General features: G+C 51.0%; 22 protein-coding genes. 18 read left to right on the top strand and 4 right to left on the bottom strand.

Going from position 1 to position 19554, the window contains the following annotated elements; all coding sequences use genetic code 11:
* The first annotated feature begins 89 nt into the window (after positions 1-89).
* From BQ7364_RS07740 to BQ7364_RS18350, 15 genes are all read left to right on the top strand, one after another.
* Positions 90-548, top strand: coding sequence for a hypothetical protein (locus BQ7364_RS07740; RefSeq protein ID WP_072684196.1), 459 nt, complete (start codon positions 90-92; stop codon positions 546-548).
* A 94-nt stretch (positions 549-642) separates the two neighbouring features.
* Positions 643-927, top strand: a complete 285-nt coding sequence (locus BQ7364_RS07745; RefSeq protein ID WP_072684197.1) for a hypothetical protein — start codon at positions 643-645, stop codon at positions 925-927.
* A 12-nt stretch (positions 928-939) separates the two neighbouring features.
* Positions 940-1308, top strand: a complete 369-nt coding sequence (locus BQ7364_RS07750; RefSeq protein WP_006058960.1) for a DUF2089 domain-containing protein — start codon at positions 940-942, stop codon at positions 1306-1308.
* A gap of 10 nt (positions 1309-1318) precedes the next feature.
* Positions 1319-1729 (top strand): SHOCT-like domain-containing protein, encoded by a 411-nt coding sequence (locus tag BQ7364_RS07755; RefSeq protein ID WP_072684198.1) that lies wholly within the window; start codon positions 1319-1321, stop codon positions 1727-1729.
* Between the two features lie 73 nt (positions 1730-1802).
* Positions 1803-2948, top strand: a complete 1146-nt coding sequence (locus tag BQ7364_RS07760; protein WP_072684199.1) for an SIS domain-containing protein — start codon at positions 1803-1805, stop codon at positions 2946-2948.
* Between the two features lie 187 nt (positions 2949-3135).
* Positions 3136-3309: a hypothetical protein gene (locus BQ7364_RS17965; RefSeq protein WP_159432774.1), complete on the top strand. Its 174-nt coding sequence runs from the start codon at positions 3136-3138 to the stop codon at positions 3307-3309.
* On the top strand, positions 3306-3680 hold the full coding sequence (locus BQ7364_RS07765) for a tetratricopeptide repeat protein (protein WP_072684200.1): 375 nt from the start codon (positions 3306-3308) through the stop codon (positions 3678-3680). Before BQ7364_RS17965 ends, BQ7364_RS07765 begins: the two co-directional genes overlap by 4 nt.
* A 45-nt stretch (positions 3681-3725) precedes the next feature.
* Positions 3726-4739, top strand: a complete 1014-nt coding sequence (locus BQ7364_RS07770; RefSeq protein ID WP_072684201.1) for a hypothetical protein — start codon at positions 3726-3728, stop codon at positions 4737-4739.
* 62 nt (positions 4740-4801) lie between these two features.
* On the top strand, positions 4802-4993 hold the full coding sequence (locus BQ7364_RS07775) for a hypothetical protein (RefSeq protein ID WP_072684202.1): 192 nt from the start codon (positions 4802-4804) through the stop codon (positions 4991-4993).
* 468 nt (positions 4994-5461) lie between these two features.
* Positions 5462-8083 carry a cation-translocating P-type ATPase gene (locus tag BQ7364_RS07780; RefSeq protein ID WP_072684203.1) on the top strand — a complete coding sequence of 874 codons (2622 nt, stop codon included), beginning with the start codon at positions 5462-5464 and terminating at the stop codon, positions 8081-8083.
* 143 nt (positions 8084-8226) lie between these two features.
* Positions 8227-9855, top strand: coding sequence for an LCP family glycopolymer transferase (locus tag BQ7364_RS07785; RefSeq protein ID WP_072684204.1), 1629 nt, complete (start codon positions 8227-8229; stop codon positions 9853-9855).
* A gap of 140 nt (positions 9856-9995) precedes the next feature.
* Complete coding sequence (locus BQ7364_RS07790) at positions 9996-10418, top strand: NUDIX domain-containing protein (protein ID WP_159432775.1); 423 nt, start codon at positions 9996-9998, stop codon at positions 10416-10418.
* Positions 10415-10780, top strand: coding sequence for a DUF6176 family protein (locus tag BQ7364_RS07795; protein ID WP_072684206.1), 366 nt, complete (start codon positions 10415-10417; stop codon positions 10778-10780). Before BQ7364_RS07790 ends, BQ7364_RS07795 begins: the two co-directional genes overlap by 4 nt.
* 226 nt (positions 10781-11006) lie before the next feature.
* The gene (locus tag BQ7364_RS07800) at positions 11007-11846 is read left to right on the top strand and encodes a Fic family protein (protein ID WP_200798777.1); all 840 of its coding nucleotides are present in this window, start codon (positions 11007-11009) and stop codon (positions 11844-11846) included.
* Positions 11847-11905: 59 nt separating this feature from the next.
* Positions 11906-12046 (top strand): hypothetical protein, encoded by a 141-nt coding sequence (locus BQ7364_RS18350; RefSeq protein ID WP_229100731.1) that lies wholly within the window; start codon positions 11906-11908, stop codon positions 12044-12046.
* A gap of 169 nt (positions 12047-12215) precedes the next feature.
* Here BQ7364_RS18350 and bilS read toward each other — a convergent pair whose 3' ends face one another.
* The 4 genes from bilS to BQ7364_RS07825 form a co-directional block, all read right to left on the bottom strand.
* Positions 12216-12728 carry a flavodoxin family protein BilS gene (bilS, locus tag BQ7364_RS07810; protein ID WP_072684207.1) on the bottom strand — a complete coding sequence of 171 codons (513 nt, stop codon included), beginning with the start codon at positions 12726-12728 and terminating at the stop codon, positions 12216-12218.
* Positions 12725-13831: a bilirubin reductase gene (gene bilR, locus BQ7364_RS07815; RefSeq protein WP_072684208.1), complete on the bottom strand. Its 1107-nt coding sequence runs from the start codon at positions 13829-13831 to the stop codon at positions 12725-12727. Before bilR ends, bilS begins: the two co-directional genes overlap by 4 nt.
* On the bottom strand, positions 13828-14250 hold the full coding sequence (gene bilQ / locus BQ7364_RS07820; RefSeq protein ID WP_072684209.1) for a bilirubin utilization transcriptional regulator BilQ: 423 nt from the start codon (positions 14248-14250) through the stop codon (positions 13828-13830). The genes bilR and bilQ overlap by 4 nt, the downstream gene beginning before the upstream one ends.
* Before the next feature lie 82 nt (positions 14251-14332).
* On the bottom strand, positions 14333-15121 hold the full coding sequence (locus tag BQ7364_RS07825; RefSeq protein WP_072684210.1) for an HAD family hydrolase: 789 nt from the start codon (positions 15119-15121) through the stop codon (positions 14333-14335).
* A gap of 188 nt (positions 15122-15309) precedes the next feature.
* On the opposite strand from BQ7364_RS07825, the gene BQ7364_RS07830 reads away from it, so the two are divergent.
* From BQ7364_RS07830 to BQ7364_RS07840, 3 genes are all read left to right on the top strand, one after another.
* Positions 15310-17226, top strand: a complete 1917-nt coding sequence (locus BQ7364_RS07830; RefSeq protein WP_072684211.1) for a serine hydrolase domain-containing protein — start codon at positions 15310-15312, stop codon at positions 17224-17226.
* Positions 17223-17942: a phosphatase gene (locus tag BQ7364_RS07835; protein WP_072684212.1), complete on the top strand. Its 720-nt coding sequence runs from the start codon at positions 17223-17225 to the stop codon at positions 17940-17942. The genes BQ7364_RS07830 and BQ7364_RS07835 overlap by 4 nt, the downstream gene beginning before the upstream one ends.
* Positions 17943-18305: 363 nt before the next feature.
* Positions 18306-19430 (top strand): Rpn family recombination-promoting nuclease/putative transposase, encoded by a 1125-nt coding sequence (locus BQ7364_RS07840; RefSeq protein ID WP_139248597.1) that lies wholly within the window; start codon positions 18306-18308, stop codon positions 19428-19430.
* The last annotated feature ends 124 nt before the right edge of the window (positions 19431-19554 follow it).

The following is a 19554-nucleotide window of genomic DNA, read 5'->3' on the forward strand; positions in this document are numbered from 1 at the left end:
CTTTGGTTCCGTCTTTTTTCTTGTTCTGGTTGAAAGCGCTTGATCGTGGTAAAATAAGAATAGAAGCAATGCGGAAGGAGGTCCCAGTCATGGATCTGGTTTACCTGGATTCTGATATTCTCGGCGACAGTTATGACGCGCAGCTTTGCCGGAAACGTTTTATTCGTTATGCGCAGGATCATCCGCCGGTATTAATCGCCGTTGCGCGGGTTGGCGAAGCGGAAAGAGAAGTCTGGAACAGCCTGAAACAGGCATGTTCTTTTGTGCGTTATTTTCTTGATGATCAACATCCGTGCGAGCAGCTTGACGGGATGACGGTTGAGCTTCAGGAGCAGTGTCTGCAATGCGGAAACTGGCAGATCAAACCGGAACGGGGCGCGGCTGCCTGGATTCAGGCGGAAACCGGCGTCAGCTGGCGCTACATCGTATTGGATATGTTAAGCGATCCTGCGTTTTCCTATTATCACCACATGAAGACGTTTTCCGACCTGCATTCGGCCTATGTCTACATTCGAATTCGAAACGGAATTCATAAAATTTTGAATTAATGTTATTTAAATAATTAATCAATATATTAAAAATATTAAAAAGTTCTTGAAATAATTCAAATATAATTTATAATATTCTCAGGAGGACACGAGGATGGCCAAAAAGATTAAGATCATTGTGGAGTCGCCTGAACAAAATGTCGTGATTCCGGCAATTCCGCTGAGCGCCGCCGCGGCAATCTTGAAAGTTGTGCTGTGGGGATCGCAGTATGTTCCGGCTCAGTCGCGCGATGAAAGCGTGCAGCTCCTGCTGGATAACCGCGACGCGATTCTGGACCTGGTGCAGACGTCGGTCAGGGAATTGAAAGCCTGCGAGCCATTCCGGCTGGTCGAGGTGGAATCCGGTCCGAATCGGGTGCTCATTGATATTTTAGGATAAGGAGGAAACACGATGCGAAATGAAGTGTTCGGAACGTGTCCAGTCTGCGGCAATCAGCTGCTTGCGACACGGTTAACCTGTACCCGCTGTCATACGGAGATTACCGGCGAGTTTGCCTTATCCCGTTTCAGTTATCTGAATCGAGATGAACTGCAGTTCGTCGAGACCTTTATCAGGGTTCAGGGCAACATCAAGGAAATGGAAAAGGAATTCAATATTTCCTATCCGACGGTCAAGAAAATGCTGGATACGATCATCACCAAGATGGGCTTTCCGGTCAAGCAGGAAGCAGAACCTGCCGTCCGTGCCGACGATGTGCTCTCACGGCTGCAGCAGGGCGAGATCAGCGCCGAAGAAGCGATTGCGCTGTTAAAAAAGTAGGAGGAACAACATGAACTCCCGAGAAAAAATTATGGAAATGGTCAAAGATGGCACGCTGAGCGTGGAAGAAGGGCTGCGGCTGCTGGATGCGATCGAAGAAAGTGAAAAACGCACGGAGAAGACGTCCAAACCGGCTGAATCGGAGGTGCGTCCGTTGATTTACAGCGCGCCTTCCCATCCGAAAATGCTGCGGATTCAGGTTGAGTCGGCCAATAACGATCGGGTGCGCGTCAATGTGCCGGTGTCGCTAATCCGCGCAGGTCTGGATTTCACCAAACAGATGAAGCTCAGCGGAATGGACGTGGATCTGAAAGGCGTGGATCTTGACTTGATCATGAAACTGGTTGAAGACGGTCAGGTCGGCGAACTGGTCGACGTGGTTTCGGCGGAAGGCGACAAAGTTCGGATCGTCGTCGAATAGTCATTCAATTTTAAGGAAGCGAAGGCTTCCTTTTTGCGTCGTTGTCCGTATAATTAGAGAAGAGGTGTTGAATATGCTGAAAGAAGAGTGCCGTTTGTTCCAAAAGGTCTGGCTGGGCTGGACAGAATCACAGATGGATCAGTTTGTCCGGATCGGGACGCAGTTAGCGCAGGCGCTGGCGGAAGGCCGGAAGGTGTATGCCTTCGGGATCGGCGAGGATCATTGGTTTGCGGAAGAGCTGACGGCCCGGCTGCAGGGACATCCTGAAATCATCGGTCTGTTTCCCCGTGAGCTGATGACCTACGATCGCCGCTATGCCTCGTTAATCCGATGTCCGGAATATGCCAGGGTGCTGATCGAAGCCTGGAAAATAGAGCGAAATGATTTGGTTTTGTCCTTCCACAGTCAGGATACGCCGCTGTATGCCGCGATGGAAAAGCATTGCCGCCGGTTAGGGATTCAATGGCAGATGCTGCAGGCGGACCGGCAGACGGAAGTGCCGGGATTGTTCAGCGTAGAAGAACGTTTTCTGCCTATGCTGCAGGTCTATGGCGCCCAGGCGGTCAATGCCGTCAGTTTTGCGTTGGCGGCCGGGATGGATCCCGCCAGCGCTGTGCATGAACTGAATAAAAGCATGCTGGAAATTTTGGAACAATTTGAACAGACCCAACTGCCTTCGATCGCCAAAGTCACTGAGGAGTTGGAGCGGAAGCAAGGCCGGCTGATCGTCATGGGCAGCGGTCATTCGCACATGCTTCAGGATTTGATGGCGCAGGAGAAGACGCCGGATAACGTCGTTCCGATTCTGGAACAGGAATTGATGGTATTCGATCCAGTCCAGAGCGGCTGGACGCAGAAGCAGCGCGACTATGCCCAGATGTTGATTGATAAATATAAAATTCAACCCCAGGACGTATTCCTGATGCCGTCCAACACCGGGAAAAGTGTGATGAACGTCGAGCTGGCGCGGTTGTTGTGGTCGAATAAAACGACGGTCGCGGCAATCACGAACATGAAACAGTCGCCGGTGATCAAGTCCGATCATCCCAGCGGCCGGCGCTTGTTTGAGACGGCGGATATTGTGATCGACAACTGCTGCGTCAACAAGGACGCCTGCCTGACAATCGACGGTCAGCGACGTTGTCCGTTGTCCTCGGTGACGGTGTTGCTTTGCGGGGTTCTGCTTCTGGAACAGCTGCATGAACTCAGCGCAGAGTAAGAAAAACAGAATTTAATGTGAGATATAGAAGGTCAGTAAACAAAGGCTGGAAAAAGCACAAAAAGTTAAAAAGATGGGAATGCTGCGAAAATAGGTTTCCATCTTTATTTCATATGAATAATAAACAATTTGTAAATGAACATCATCTTGTTTTGCGGTATGATTAAAGCAGATAAAGAGGATTTTTATGATGGAAAAAGAACGCAGCGACGAATTATTGAATCGGGGCGCGAAAGCGTATCAAAGCGAAACGCCGGAAGGCTTCAGGACGGCTGTGCGGTATTATCTGGAATCCGCCAGTCTGGGTAATGGTCAGGCGATGACGAATTTGGGTTATGTTATACCTATGGGCGGGGCGTGACGAAGAATCCGGCCGAAAGATTCCGCTATTTTGTGCAGGCGGCGAAGCTGGGAAATCCCGAAGCGATTATGAAGGTTGCCGACGCTTACCAACGTGGTCAATTTGTTAAAAAGGATGAAATCCGGGCGTTTCAGTTTTACCGCAAGCTGTTTCAGCATCTGCGGGAAACGGGAGAGCTTATGGATTATCCGGAGGTCTGCCTGCGCTTAGGTCGATGTTATTTGGAAGGAAAAGGGACCGAAGCAGATTTACGGCAGGCGCGGCGGTTTTTAGTGCTGGCGGTGCACGGCTACTCCCTGCATGAGGATCAATATTTCTACTATCCGAAACAGCGCCGTCAGGCAGAAGAACTGCTTCGGCAATGTCAATAAACGCAGGCTGACTAAGAATTCAAGACGTGGGAAAGGGGGAAAATTATGCAGCGGAAAAAGCGAAGCCTCAGGATCGTGGCCGTGCTGGCTGTCCTGTTTGGCGGATGCGTACCAGCTTCTTCGCCGATAGAACCGACTCCCGTCGTTTCGCCGGCTGTCATCTCGGCAGAGACGGCGTTTACCATTACACTTTCACCTGCGGATGAAACAGGCTTCGATATTACTCAGCCCTTAAATCAGGTTGAGATCACCAATCATACTGATCAGGAAATCCAGATCCTTTCTCTGGATCTTAAAGGCAACCGAGGCGGAATCCGCGAAATTCCGATCAACCGCACACTGGGACCGCAGGAAATGGGCTGTTATTTCATTGCGGGGGAATATCGCAAGGATATCGATCCGGTGGCGGCGGTGACGTTTGCCAGCCAGGCCGCCGCGAGCGTGACAAAATATGATTATGATTCGCAGAAAACAGAAACGCTGAAGCGGGAGAATCCCCCGGCGCCGTTTCAGTTCAATTTCGCATCGACCGTGCTCGTCAGAACGACTGATGCAGGTTTTCAGTTCGCCATTCTGCCGGGGAAGCAGGCATCCTTGCGCGAAGTCGAAACGCCTTACGGCGGATACTGCACGCTGGAGGATGAGCTGCTTGACAATCAATATCGCTATGGCAAGAAGCTCTTTTACAGCTTTGTAGACACAAAGCTGGAGCTGGGGGATCAGGAAAAAGCGTACATTGAGAACCTGATGCTTCGCTATAACTGCGATTACGCTTATAATGGCGAATATGATCCGGTAAGGATCATGGAGGAATATGCCCTGTTAAGAACTTATTCGCTGATGAAGTCAGAGGATCCAGATCATCCCTACTGGCTTTTGTATTGTACTCCCGATGTTTATGCGTTCACCCCGGCGCAATGGGAAGCGGCACAAGCGCAGAAGCTGACGTGGGAACAGCTCTGGCCGATGCTGAAGGAAGAACCGAATTCCTGCCAACAGATTTACTTTCAGGGCTGGGATGCTCCGCTGACAGACGCTGACCGAACCTGTGTGATTTAAAAGAAATTCCGGCCTGCTTTGAAGGAGAACCGGAAAAGTCTGAAATCGGCGCGGATAAACCGGTGATTTATCTTTATAAGGATACGGAAATCGACTTCACGCTGACCTTGGGGACGCCGCCGACGCTCAGCTATCCGCAGTATCGGCAGGGATGGTCAGGCACGGTGACGGCAGAGGATTTGATTATTCAGGATCGCCGCTATCCATATCTCTATTACGAAGCGCAGATCCCGGATGACTTCGACTTTGATTAAGGGTTTGTCGTAGCCCGTGAGGATACCGTCGGTTTCTTAGAGGAAAAGCTGGCGATTCTGGGCTTAAATGAAAGGGAGAGCGCCGATTTCATCACCTACTGGCTGCCGGTCCTCTCCCAATCCGACTATAACCGGATTACGTTTCCCTGCGCCGATTATGCCCGGCTCGTTCCGCTTCAATGCCAGCCGCAGCCGGATACACTGATCCGCGTCTATATGCTCTCGGAAGGTCTGGACGAGGCGGTTGTAATGGAGCCGCAGACGTTAGACCCGGCCCCGGCCAGAACCGGATTTACTGTTGTGGAATGGGGCGGCAGCCGCCGCAATTCATAAACATTTGTCAAAGAAAGTCCAAAACCGGAGGAATCCGGCTTTTTTTGGCACGCTTTGCGGACGATCCGGCGCTGCGCCGCGTTCTAATCCGAGGGGATTTGCGATATAGATGGGAATAGGTAAAGGAGAAGTGCTATGCCCTATCGTCAAACTATACAGGAACTGGAAGCAGCAACACTGACTAACGCCCGCGAGGGCCTGAGTGAAAAAGAAGCGGCCGCCCGGCTGCAGCGCTTCGGCGGCAACGAGCTGGAAAAGAAAAAAGAAGAATCACTGCTGAAAAAAATCGCGGAACAATTCAATGATCCGATGATCCTGATTCTGATCCTCGGGGCCGTGATCTCCATTTTTCTGCATGAGGTGATGGATTCCGTCATCATCGTTGCGGTGATTACGATCAACGCGCTGATCGGCGTATTCCAGGAATGGAAGGCGGAAAAAGCGCTGCACGCGCTGGAAAAAATGACTGCGATGAAAGCTGTGGTCAAGCGTGACGGACAGCTGAAGCAGATCGACGCGGCCGAGCTGGTTTTGGGTGATCTGGTGTTTCTGGAAGCCGGCAACTTCGTGCCGGCGGATCTGCGCTTAATTGAAACCGTACATCTGAAAGTGGAGGAATCCAGTCTGACCGGCGAATCGGTGCCGGTCGATAAGGATGCCTCGGCGCGTTACCCTAAAGATCAGACGCTGCCGCTGGCGGATCAGAAAAACATGGCGTTTTCCTCGACGATCGTCTTGGACGGCAACGCCGCGGGGTTGGTCGTGGCAACGGGCATGGACAGCGAGATCGGCAAGATCGCGAAGCTTTTGCAGCATGAGGAAAAGCTGCTGACGCCCTTGCAGCGGCGTTTGGCTGAGTTGTCAAAGGTGCTGGGGGCGCTGTCGGTCATCATCTGTGCGGCAATTTTTGTGATCGCCGTCATTCAGAAACGCGATCTGTTTGAAATGCTGCTGACGTCGATTTCCCTGGCGGTGGCGGCGATTCCCGAGGGACTGCCGGCGGTCGTGACGATTTCCCTGGCGCTGGGCGTCCAGAAAATGAGCGATCATCACGCGATCGCGCGCAAGCTGCACGCCGTGGAAACACTCGGCCAGGTTTCGGTCATCTGTACGGATAAAACCGGGACGCTGACGCAGAACCGGATGACGGTTGTCGCGTACTATCTGAATGGTAAAATCCAGACAACGTCGCAGAAAGTGACGGAACGGAGGCTGAAGGAAGGCTTCTATCTGTGCGGCAACGCCAAGCTTGACGCAGAGGGTGTCATCGGCGATCCGACCGAAGTGGCGCTGATGCGCTGGGCGCTGGATAACGGCGTCGACGCCGCGCAGATCATCCGGCAGTTCCCGCGTGTTGCCGAGATTCCGTTTGATTCCCGGCGCAAACGGATGAGCACTGTGCATCAGACGGGCTTGGAAAAAATCGTCTATGTCAAGGGCGCGTTGGAAAGCGTGCTGCCGTTATGTACGCATTTGTGGCAGGATGGCCGGCGGGTGGAGCTGACAACGCCGATGCGGCGGCAGATTGAGGAAGCCGCCGCACAGATGGCCGGCGAAGCGCTGCGCGTGCTGGTGCTGGCGACGCGCACCGTCGCCTCGCTGGACGAGAGTCAGTTTGAAACCCGGTTATGTTTTATCGGAATGGCAGGGATGATCGATCCCCCGAAGGAAGGTGTCAAAGAAGCGATTGCGTTGGCGCATAAAGCAGGCATCGACGTCGTGATGATCACCGGCGATCATCCGGAGACCGCGCTGGCCATCGGCCGCCAGTTAGGCATCGCCCAATCGCTGGCGCAGGTGCTGACCTCGGTGCAGATGCAGGATCTGAGCGATGATCAGCTGGCTCAGGCCTGTCAGCGCATCCGGATTGTCGCACGCGCCACGCCGCAGGATAAGGTCCGGATTGTGAAAGCCTACCAGTTGGATGAAAAGATCGTGGCGATGACCGGCGACGGGGTGAACGACGCGCCTTCATTGAAGCAGGCCGACGTCGGCATCGCGATGGGCAGCGGAACGGAGGTATCGCGGCAGACGTCCGATCTGATTCTGACGGACGATAATTTCGCGACGATCATCAGCGCGGTCGAGGAAGGCCGCAACATTTATCTCAATATCCAGAAGGCTGTGCTGTATCTGCTTTCCTGCAATCTGGGGGAAATCACGACGCTGTTTCTGGCAATCGTGCTGATGCCGATCGCCCCGGCGCCGCTCTCGGCGATTCAGATTCTGTGGATCAATCTGGTTACCGATGCGTTCCCGGCGCTGTCGCTGGCCGCCGAACCACAGGATCCCTATATTATGGATCAGAAACCCCGCGTGGCGACGGAAAGTCTGTTCGCCAACGGCGGCTGGGCGTTCATGGTGCTCAATGGTCTGTATATCGGCACGATCTCGTTAGTCGCGTTCAAATTCGGATCAAACTATGATCCCCGTACAGCACATACGATGACGTTCATGGTCCTGTCGATCGCGCAGCTGTTCCACAGCTTGAATCTGCGCAGTCTGGACCACTCGATTTTCAAGGTTGGGATTCTCCGCAATAAGCTGTTGTTAGCGACGTTTGTGATCGGCGTGGCGCTGCAGGTGATGGTGGTGAATCTGCCGATCTTCCAGATGATTCTGAAAACCGCAGCGCTGGACTGGACCTGCTGGGCCGTCGTGTTCGGTTTGTCCGCAAGCCTGATTTTGATCAACGAGATCTCCAAATTATTCAATCCTGTCAACCATTCATCGCGTCCTCTCTCCCGGAAATCCTGATCCGGGAGTTTTTCAAATTTCTTACAAAGCGCAGAAACTTCTGCAGGGCGCAGGACTCTATGTTAAAATAAATCCAGTGTAAATCGGATAAACGCATCGCAATCCGCGATGTTCAAATGCTAAACCTCTGGAGGACTGCCGACATGGACAAACGTAAAACTCAGCCGCACAAGAAAAAGAAGGTCCGGCGTGATTTAACCTTGATCAATCAGATCATGGCTTTTTTCGTGCTGACCGCCGATTTGTTTCTGGTGCTGGCGATGCTCGGGCTGACGCAGTTCAGCTCGTTAAGCCGGACGCTGTTTATCCGTCTGAATCTGATCGTTCTGGCGGCGGCGCTGATTTTGAATTTCCTGGCGATGCTGGCCGTTGGCCGGCGCAGCGTCAGCCTGTTGAAGACCGCGATGACGGCGGCGGTCGTGATCGGCTTGATCAGCGCGTTTGGCGTGTATGTCGAAGGCCGGCTGAACGTCAATCTGGACAAGATGATGGATCAGGGATCGTCGCAGGAAACCGTCGGCGTTTCTTTTGTCGTGCTGGGTGATGATGAGCATGCCGCGCTGCAGAGCGCGCAGGATCTCAACGGCAAGGTGTTCGGGATTCTGGATGACGAACAGGCGCAGCAGGGCTATCAAATGCCGAAGAACGAGATTGAAAAATTAAAGTTAAAGGTAACATACCGTGAATATTCCGATTATACACGGCTTTTAAAAGGGCTGCTGAACAAGGAAATCGACGTGGCCGCCCTGCCGGAAAACTATAAGGGCATGTTTGAAACGAACGAGGAAATCGCGCCGGAGCTGGCGGCGCTGCGCGATGTGCATAACTTTAACCGCACGCTGACGATTCATACCGAGCAGGGCAGCGATAAGGACGTGACGAAGGAGCCGTTCACCGTGCTGATCATCGGCGTGGACGACGACCGGAGCGACGCGCTGATGTTGGCAACGGTCAATCCAGGCAGCATGACGGTGCTGCTGACGTCCATCCCGCGCGACAGCTATGTGCCGATCGCCTGCTATACCAATCAAAAGTCGGATAAGATCAACAATTCCCGCGTGCGCGGCCGCCAATGCACGATTGATACGGTGAAACAGCTGCTGGACGTCGATGTGGACTTCTACTTTGAAAGCAACTTCCACGGTATCATTGAAATCGTCGACGCTTTAGGCGGCGTGATCATCGACAATCCGAAGGAATTTGTCGGTCAGGATTCCTCCGATGAACGTGGACATCAGACAGTGTGGGTGCCGCAGGGCGTTAACCGGCTGAATGGCGAACAGACGCTGGCGTTTGCCCGGGAACGGCATTCTTATAATTCCGGAGATTTTCAGCGTCAGAGCAATCAGCAGCAGGTGATTCAGGCAATTTTGACGGAAGCGGTGCGGCTGAAGGATGTCAATAAGGCGCTGAAGGTGCTGGATGCGGCGGGCGAGAACGTGTCGACTAATCTAAGCATGGAACAGATGATCGGCTTGTTTAACTTAACGATGAAGAAGATGAACCGCAGCTATGTGCAGAATCAGAACATATTCAATGTGATCGGCGCGCGGATTTCCGGCGTCAACGACCGGGCGCCGAATCGGATGTCGATTGTCCGGTTGTATCAGGGCTCAATCGAAGACAACAAGAAAGCAATCCACCGGGTGTTTAATTTGAACAGCGAGATCGACGCGCCGAAGGCGCTGTCGTTCAGCATTGACTGGGTCTATGAGGCGCCGGCGATCTCAAAGGATGAATATGACGAGAAATTTGCGCCGTTAAAGCAATGATCTGTTAAGGAAGACTAAAAGAGAATTTCTGAGGAAAGCGAGACGGGGATATGGATACAACACATCAATTTCAACAGGAGCTATTAGCGGCTTGCGATGAACACGGCCGGCGCTTTTCTTATCCTGTTTTGCGGGATGCGGTGCTTAAAAACGGATACTTTCTGGGCGTGGTCGCAGTGATTGAAAATGATCAGCATCAAGTTTTGATCACCCGCCGGGCAGTTGGGAAAAGCGATGGGGGACACTGGGAATGCCCCGGCGGGATGGTGAAATTTCACGAATCCAGTCTTGATGCAGTACAGCGTGAGCTGAAGGAAGAACTTGGAATTTTGGTTAATTCTGAAACTTGTCTTTCTGTACGAATTGTATTCCATCAAAGCCGGAAAATTTCCCTGTTTCATGTCCGGTTCAATGGAAGTATTTACGAGCTTGTTCTGCAAAGCGAAGAAGTGACAGAAGCCTGCTGGGCGTCTGTGAACGAAATCGACGAATTGATGCGAACAGGTCAATTCATCGCTTGTTCAGTCCTGACATCTGATTTATTAAAGGAAATCTTATCATGAAACTCACATTGACCCGCTATGCGGTACGCCCGGGGAAAGAGCAGCTGACCCGCGAATGGATGGCTGTATTGAACCAAAGACAGGCGGAGGTTCAGGAAACGCTGAGCGATGAAAAAATGGCTTTGGAAGCAATTTTCATGGAAGAAGACGCGAAGGGAATGGCTTTGATCTGGGTGGATCTGCAGGGTGAGGGGACGGATGTCCAAGATTCTGCGCATCCGATTGATCAAGTACATCTGGCTTATTGGAGAGAATGTATTGATTCTTCGGTTCCTCCTGTGGAGTTAACTTCTGTGAATTGCTTCGCTGATCCCAAGGTCCAGTTAGCGCTGCTTGCAGCTGCGGGGATGGGCGAAGATTGATCATTGCGGTTAAGAATACAGGGTAAAAAATTGGACGTATAAATTAGTGCATAAGAAATGAAAAGTGGAAATCCCGCTTTTTTTCATCCTATTTTCAAGAAGATAATAATGAAAAATAGTGTAATTTTAGTGAAAAATAGTGGAAAGCGGCCCTCACAAGCATTTCCTAAAACCAGAACAGGAAGTTAGAAATTATTATCTGGCACTTTTATATTTAGAGAATAAGTTGAAAAAAAAGGAAAAAGTTACAAAAAGAATGATTTTGGAAGTTCAGGCGATCGTGGAAAAGGGAGCTTCCAAAGAAAAAATAGGATTGCGGGGGCCCATGCCGGCAGGCGTTTTATTTGCGGTTTATGATTCTTTGAGCGGGAACGCGGATTATATTCCGCCTGAGTATATTGATGTTCCGATACTGCTTGATGAATTGGTAGACTATCTTGATCATACTGATGATCATCCGTTGTTGATCGCGGCGATTGCCCATTATCAATTAGTTACAATTCATCCATTTGAAGATGGGAATGGTCGAACGGCAAGATTGATTTCTGGATATCTGCTCGATTATTTTGGATATGGATTTCAGGGGATTGGTTCGTTAGAAGAATATTTTGCTTATGATGCAGAAGAATACTACAATTCCCTGCAAATGGGGTTGCCTGCTTTATATTATTCAGGCAGAAATAATCCGCCGCATCCAGAAATTTGGCTTACTTATTTCTTAAGAATGATGGAGCTTTACTCAAAGAAAGTTTATGATTTGTCATATAAAACAAAGGAAAGTAATGTTGTTTCGAGCTTGACCTATTTGAAAAAAAGGGAGAAGGAGCTGCTTAGTTATTTGTTTGAAAATGGAATTAGAGAATTTACTCCGATTGAACTTGGAAAAAAATTAGGAGTTACCAATAAAACGGTTATCAACAGAGTTGCTGGTCTTGTTCAGCACGGATTTCTTATTCCGGTATTAGTCAATGAAAGAATACGTTCTTATCAAATAAGCGAATTAACGAAGGAGAATGAAGAAGAAATAATCAAGCTTCAGCATGGGTTGCAAACTAAGAAAGCATAATTAAATAACAGAATAAAGAATTCGGTTAACAAGTCTAACTTTAGAAAGGAGACAGGTCTATGATGGAGGCTATTTACACGTTTAACGGAAAGGACATAACGATGAATGTATGTTTACAGATCCGAGCCGTTGTGAATATCATTCAGGAACAACTCAATTTATCTTTTGAAGACGCGATGCTGGAGTTCTACCGTTCATAAACGTACAAAACGCTGCAGCCGACGGAAAATGCGCTGTGGGCGGAATCGCCGGAATTTATTACCGATATGTTTTTTGCCGAGCGGGAAGGAAGAGAATTCTAAGCGGCAGTCCAAAATAAAAATCAGCGGGGGAAGGTTTATCTTTCCTCGCTGATTTCAGGTTTGCGGTTTATTGGAGTTCTGTCAAAATACGCTGGGCAAATTGCCGGCCACCTTCAAGATTTGCGCTGTCCGGATGCGATAAAGCGGCGTCAAAGTTCTCCAGCAGGGAAGCCCAGCGCGGATTCTCCGGCTCTTTTGCCTGCAAGGCCAAATACCGCTGTTTAACGGTTTCCGGCATTCTTCCCTGGCAGGCGTAGCAGCCCAAGATCGTGTTGTCGGCAGGAACTTGATCGGCGCTTCGCTTCAGGATCGCCTGGAAATATTCGTCCGACTGGCCAAAGCCGCAGGTCGCAAACAAGGCCAGCTGCTTCTGATGACACTGGGCCAAAAAATCCAGGACCGGCTTGGCGAAGACGCCTTTGTCTGTCCAGGAACCGACAAAAATCAAGTCTGCCTGCAGCGCTTCAGGCGCAGGCGCTCCGGAATAAATAAGCATTTCGTCCGGCAGGGCGGATTGAATTGCTTCTGCCAGCTGACGGGTATTGCCGGTATTACTTTGAACTACGATTGCGATTTTCATTGGATATCACTCCTTTTCTGATCATAAATACAATGAATTCCCTGATGGCTCATCAAACCTTGCAGACATTTTTGATTGCAGCCGGCACAATACCGGATCGTTTCCGGATGACCAGCCAACAGTTTCGCGGTCCAGTCGGGATCAGCGATCAGCTGCCGGCTCATTGCGGCTGCGTCGATCCGACCGCTTTCGATCGCCTGGTCGATGAATTCTGGATGGCGCAGATTCCCGACGCCGATCACTGGTTTGCAGGTCAGCGCTTTGACTTGATCGGCAAATTTTAGAAAACAACCTTCCGCGGAAAACGCCGGGTGATTCGCGGGCGGAATCGTGTCGGTCAGCGCGCCGTGATTCGCCAGGGTGACGTGGAAACAATCGACGCCTGCCTGTTCCAGCCAGCCGACGACCGGATCCAGATCCTGTTCCAGCACGCCCGCTTTGCCATAATCCGGATTGATCTGCCGGACGGCCAGCTTGTAGTCGATGGGCAGCGAGCAGTGCTGCCGGACCTGCCGCACTGCTTCCAAAGCAAACCACATCCGATTTTCCAGACAACCGCCGTATTCGTCGGTCCGCTTGTTGATCAGTGACGAACTGAAGCTGCCGATCAAACGATCGCCGTGTACCTGAATCATATCGAAGCCCGCGGCCTGAGCCTGCTGGGCGCTGAGACCGAAAGCCGCAAGGATTTCGCGAATCCGTTTTTCACGCATTTGATTGACCGTGACCGCGGCGGAGTCGTTCAGTTTCTGACGCAGCTGATCCGCGGTGAGTCTGTGTGTCAGCAGCGCGGGAATTAATTTCAGCATCGCTTTGAAATTGGCGTCTGAAAGATGCAGCTGGGCGGATACTTTTGCGCCTTGTTGATGCAGCTCGCTGATCAGCTGCCGGTAAGCGGCGAAAGTGCGGGGGTTTTGTAAACTTTGGGAACCGAGAACCGGGATATCCGGCAGGATGATCAGGGCGGTCTGGCCCTGAGCGATCGCGCTTAGCTTCGCGGCTTTTTCTTCCGGCTTTAAGCCCAGGGTGGTGGGGGCAAAGATGATCCGGTTTTTCAGTTCACATTTGCCGATGGTGATCGGCTTAACGCAGGCGTGCGTCATTTTTCACTCCTTAAGCTCAGGACAACCTGACTTAAAAGCGCAGTTAACTGTTTCGCTTGATCCGGTGAAAGACAGGCCAGCGCCCCCTGCTCCCATTGCTGGTTGGCGACAGTGATTTCCTGGCAGATCTGTTCGCCTTTTTCGGTTAACGAAACGGTGAACGCCCGGCCGTCCTGCGCGCTGCGCGTGCGGATCAAACAGCCGAGCTTTTCCAGCTTGTCTAAACAGCGGGTGATGTGGCCGTTATCCTGACGCAGCTTTCGGGCCATGGCGGACGGCGTACAGGCGCCGGTATGCTCAAGATAGATGAGATAAGGGAACAACCCTACGGTTAACCCGAAGGCATCCAGCCGCGTTTGCAGCGTGGACGTATATTCCCGGCGCAGCTGGCAGATTAAATATGAGAAAGGATAGGACATAAAACACCTCCTGACTTCTTCAGTATAAGCATAAATTTGACTAAGTCAAATAAAATAATCAAAGAAAAGCGAAAATTTCCGCTCAGAGCTGACCGAAAGCTTGCAGCGCAGTAACGATGCCGTCCTGTTCGACGGAATCGGTGACGTAGTCGGCAATCGCTTTAATTTCTTCCCGGCCCTGGCCCATCGCTACGCCGACTCCTGCCGCCTGCAGCATTTCCAGATCGTTGATCCCATCGCCAAACGCCATTGTGGCCTGGGGATCAATATGGAAGTGCTGGCAAAGCCGGGTGATCCCGACGCCCTTGTCTATACCCCGGAGAACCAGATCGGCATAGTGAAACGGCGTCGGCAACACCGTCAAACCGGGAATCGTCCGGTAAGCCGCATAATCGCTGTCCGCTGCGTCAAAGGCCAGCGCCATCGTCGCCTGATCGTCTGACCGCGTCGCCCGGACGTCGATCGCGGCCGGATCGCGGTGAAAGAATTCGCAGGCCGCGATGAAATCCGGCGTCGGCGGACAATTCAGCCAGTCGTCATGACCCATATACTGGATCGGTGAGCGGAGCTGCGCGGAGACCGCTTCTAACCCCGCCATCGTTGCCTGATCAAAGAAAACCCGGAACAGCTCCGTTTTCTGTGCGTCGGCAATGACGCTGCCATTGCGGCAGATATAGCCGTCCCACGCAATCGCCGCCAGCTGCGGCATCATCAGGATTGTATTCACATCCCGTCCCGAGCTGATCACAATCTTTTTTCCATTTTTCTGCAAGCGTGTTAACGCCTCCATGACCGCCGGCGAAATCCGGTGATTGCGATTATCCAGCAGCGTTCCGTCGACGTCAAAGAAAAACATTTGAAATTCCTTCATTCCGTTCACCTCATGGTTTTCATTATACTCACAACGCGATGAAAAATCATCCTGAAATTGCCGCGGAAACGCTTTCGTCCGGTTGTGATTTAAGGGTAAATCCAGTATAATGTATGGGTCTTTAGACTTTATTGTATTGATGCGCTGCCGCGCAGGAATACTGAAAATAGAAAAAGAGGAGGAACTCAATGGAAAATCAAAAGCTGGACGCTTTGTGCGAAGCCTTTTTCACCGAGCATCAGGTCCGTGCGATGGATGTCGCGATCTTTCAGCAGGGAGCAGAAATTTATCATTACCGCAGCGGCCGGACGGCGTCGAAGGGCGCGAAGATCACGGAGAAAACGATGTTTTCAATCGGCTCCATCAGCAAGATGTTCACCACGGCGGCCGTGATGATGCTGGCGCAGGAAGGCAAGCTGTCGCTTGACGAGCCGATCGTGAAAAAACTGCCGATGTTCAAGATGCCGGATGCCCGGTATAAAAATATTACGGTCCGGATGCTGCTGAATCACAGCAGCGGACTGCCGGGCAACTGCTTCAAGGGGAAATACACCAACGCCCGCAACCGTAATCACCTGAAGGAAGAAATTGAATACGCGGCGCAGAGCCGGCTGAAGGATCAGCCGGGAAAGTTCAGCGTTTACTGCAACGACGGGTTTTCCCTGGCGGAGCTGTTAGTCGAGGTGGTCAGCGGGCAGAGCTATTCCTCCTATATTTACGAGAAGATTCTCGAGCCGTTAGGCATGGAGCATACCGATTTCCCAATCCATGAAATCATGGATGGCAAATACATCAAAGCGAAATCACCGTTTGGTCTCGACTTCCCGCAGGAATATGTCAACGGCATTGGTTCCGGCGGGATTTACAGCACGGCCGCGGATTTATGCCGTTTCTTAGACGCGCTGCGTGAAGGCAAACTGGTTGATGAAGCGGGTCTGACGGAAATGAATCGCGATCAACAACCGAAAGAGCTGATCGTTGCGGACAATACCACGGAACGTTATGGTCTGGGTTGGGACTGCGTGTCGATGCGGCTGTTTGAGGGCTTTGGCAAACAGGCGCTGTGCAAGTCCGGCTCGACGTTCGGGTTCAACTCCCATTCCCTGATTATCCCGGATTGTCAGCTGAGCGCCGCGGTTGTCCTGTGTACGGATAAGGGCAGCGCTTCAAAGCTCAATCAGGCACTGGTTTATGAAATTCTCAAGGCTCAGGGCTGCGCGTTTGAAGCGACGCCGCTGCCGGCGTTGAAAACCGTCGTGCATCCGGTGGAAATTACTGGTTTGTACGGCAATAAGGATCAGATCGTGCGGGCACGCTTTGAACATGGCGATCTGACGCTGGAGGTTCGCGAAGCCAAGGGCGGCTGGCGGCTGGAAGTTTCCGGCTTGCAGGAAGATCACGGCTGGTTTGCGGGACAGCCCGGCACGTCGGTCTTCGGCATGGCCGATTTAAGAATCGGGTTTGTGCCGCAGGGCGAAAAGCTGTATCTTGTTTATCAGATGCCGGGCAGCGTCGTGGCGGAACAGGCTGAACGCCAGGTTTTTCTGCAGAAGCTCAAGCCGTCCGGTAAAGTAAGCGGCTGGAAGAATCTGACGGATAAGACGTGGATCATGGATAACGAATATCTGCAGCAGCGCACGCTGGGCAATGTCCCGATGACCTTTACCGTGCAGATGGAAAAGGGCTACGACGACCTGCTTTTAGCCCCGTATCCGCTGCGCATCCTCAACGATTATGAGGCGGTGCCGGCGATTGAGATTCCGGGCAATTATTCGCGCGAAATGTCGAGCGTTTTGTGGCTGGCGGATGGTTCGATTCAAAACGGTCAGTACCACTATGTTCTCTGTGAGAACCTGCCGCCGTTGGACGTGCGGGAAATGACGCTGCGCGATCCACTGATTCACTGGTATATCGGTGCCGCGCCGATTGACACGCTGAAAATTGATGGGATTGCCCGCGTCGTCGTCCTGGACGAAAACGGTCAGGTGGAATTTGACAGCCAGTTGTCCAGCGGTCTGCCAACTTCGCTGCGCGGCAAACGGATCGGTTTCTTCGGCGAACTGAACAGTAAGATCAGCCTGCAGTATCTGGAGGAAAACGCATGATTTACCTTGATCTGCATACGCATACCGTCGTCAGCGGACACGCGTACAGCACGCTGAACGAGAACATCGCTGCAGCCAGGGAACACGGTCTAACGATTTACGGCGTCAGCGATCATACGCCGAAGATGCCGGGTTCTACGCATCTGTTCTACTTCCGCAACCTTCATGTCGTCCCGGAATTCGTGCAGGGAATCCGCGTGCTCAAAGGCGCGGAGCTGAATGTGATGGATGTTGAAGGACATGTCGATCTGGACGAAAGCACGCTGAAAATGCTTGATTACGCGATCGCATCCCTGCACGTTCCATGCTTCGGCACCGCGCATACGGAAGCGGAAAACACGCAGGCGATGATCAATGCCGTGCAGAATCCTTATGTCAAGATTCTTGGCCATCCGGACGATTCCCGCTATCCGATCGATCAGGAAGCGGTCGTTCTGGCATGCAAGGCGACCCATACGTTAGTCGAGGTCAACAATTCCTCGATGAATCCGAAAAGCTCGCGGGTCGGCGGCCGGGAAAATATGCTTGGGATGCTGCGGTATTGCAAGCAGCACGGCGTGCCGGTCCTGTTTGGCAGCGACGCGCATTACTGCGACGCGATCGGCCGGTTCCAGCGGTGTGAGGAAGTCTGCGCCGCCGCGGAGTTTCCAGCATCGCTGATCGTGAATTCCAATCCGGAACTGATTTTTGAATATTTTCATCTAAAAGTCGAATAAACAGTCGGTAATGCGAGTAAGATAAGCGTTTAACAGAATAAAGGAAAAATATAGTTAAGAAATCGATTCCCTTCAAGACGGGGTCGATTTTTTCTGTTGAATCCCATTTGCTTTCAGGGGTTGGCAAATTTATCTTTTCGCAGCCAGGATAAAGTCAGACATGTTGAAGATTTTCGGGCTTATGCTTATCTTTTCTTGGTTCAATAAAGTCGTTGAAGTGAAGTTAAGGATAATCAGAAGTTTGAAAGCAAAAAGAAATGAATGTCTGATTCAATTACTTCGTCGATTCGCAAGACCATTTCCAGTGTTCGGAATTTAATTTGAAAATGGTTACAAATAAGTTTGCGATTTTGTCGAAAATAATTGAATTTTCATGAAAAAGAGGAAGGCTTTTTTGAAATTACCGCAATATTAACTTGTAGAGGAGGTGGGGGAATGTCCATCAATCTACTTGAACGGAAGAAGCAAAAGAAGAGAAGGATTTCTTTGTTGGACGACTGGGTCTTTAAAACTGTGATCGGTGATCCTGAGGATTTGATATGTCTGACGAGTCTTTTCCATGCGATTGATCCTGATTTTAAAAAGGTGCGGTTGTTGCCGAATGAGAAAAAAGCAGGACATCCTGACGACAAAGCAATTCGTTATGATATCTGCGGGGTGATCAACGAGGAGATTTATTTTGATCTGGAAATCCAGCAAAACGGGAATCCCGAGGAGCAGGGAATCCGCATTGTTTTCTATTTATCGCGTCTGCTTTCCGGCCAGAAGACAAAGGGAAAAGATTATCGGGAACTGAAACCAGTGCGCGTGATCATGATCACGAATTTCTGCTTTTTTGACGATCCGGATGTGAGCAGCGATGTGTTTTATTTAGCCGGTGAGAAAACGGGAAGAACCTTGACAAAACACATTCAAGTGAGTATTATTGAATTAGCAGAAGTGGAACGCTTACAGCGGATTCCAGTCAAGGATTTAACGCCGTTGGACCGGTGGCGCGTGGTATTAAAATTTGCAGGCGATCCGGACAAAGCGGCGTGGATTCAACAGATCATAGCGATGGATGAAGGATGCAGAAGGGCGGTGGAGAAAATGATGGAGATTCCGATGAGCACGATCGAGTACATGTGGGAAACAAAGCGGCTGGACAGAGAAATGATGCGGAATTCAGAGATCCGCAAGGAACGGGAAAGAGCTGTGAAACAGGCGCGGGAGCTGGCCTTAAAGCAAGGTAAAGATCAAGGTTCTCTGTTGAAGCTTATTACAATTACACTGAAAAAAGCGAAGAAAGGAATGCAAGCTGCTGAAATAGCGGATATTCTAGAGGAAGAAGAAGCATGTATTCAAACCATTCTGAAAATCAAAGCACAACATCCGGATTACACGGAGGAGCAAATTGCAATAAAGATTATCAGTGAGTCTGTTCATCCGGCAGCAGTGCGAAACAAAGAGAGACTTAACGAAGAAAGCGGAGGGTTTCCACTCACATGAGGTCAAATCCTGTATAGAGGGGCAATAACCTACTGCTGAATCAGAACGCCGGTCTATTATTTTTCTGATTGCCTGTGTTAACCTTAAAGTAAAAAGAGCCTGAATATTAAAAAAAGGAGAAAGT

Source organism: Holdemania sp. Marseille-P2844, assembly GCF_900120005.1.
Classification (GTDB): Bacteria; Bacillota_I; Bacilli_A; order Erysipelotrichales; family Erysipelotrichaceae; genus Holdemania.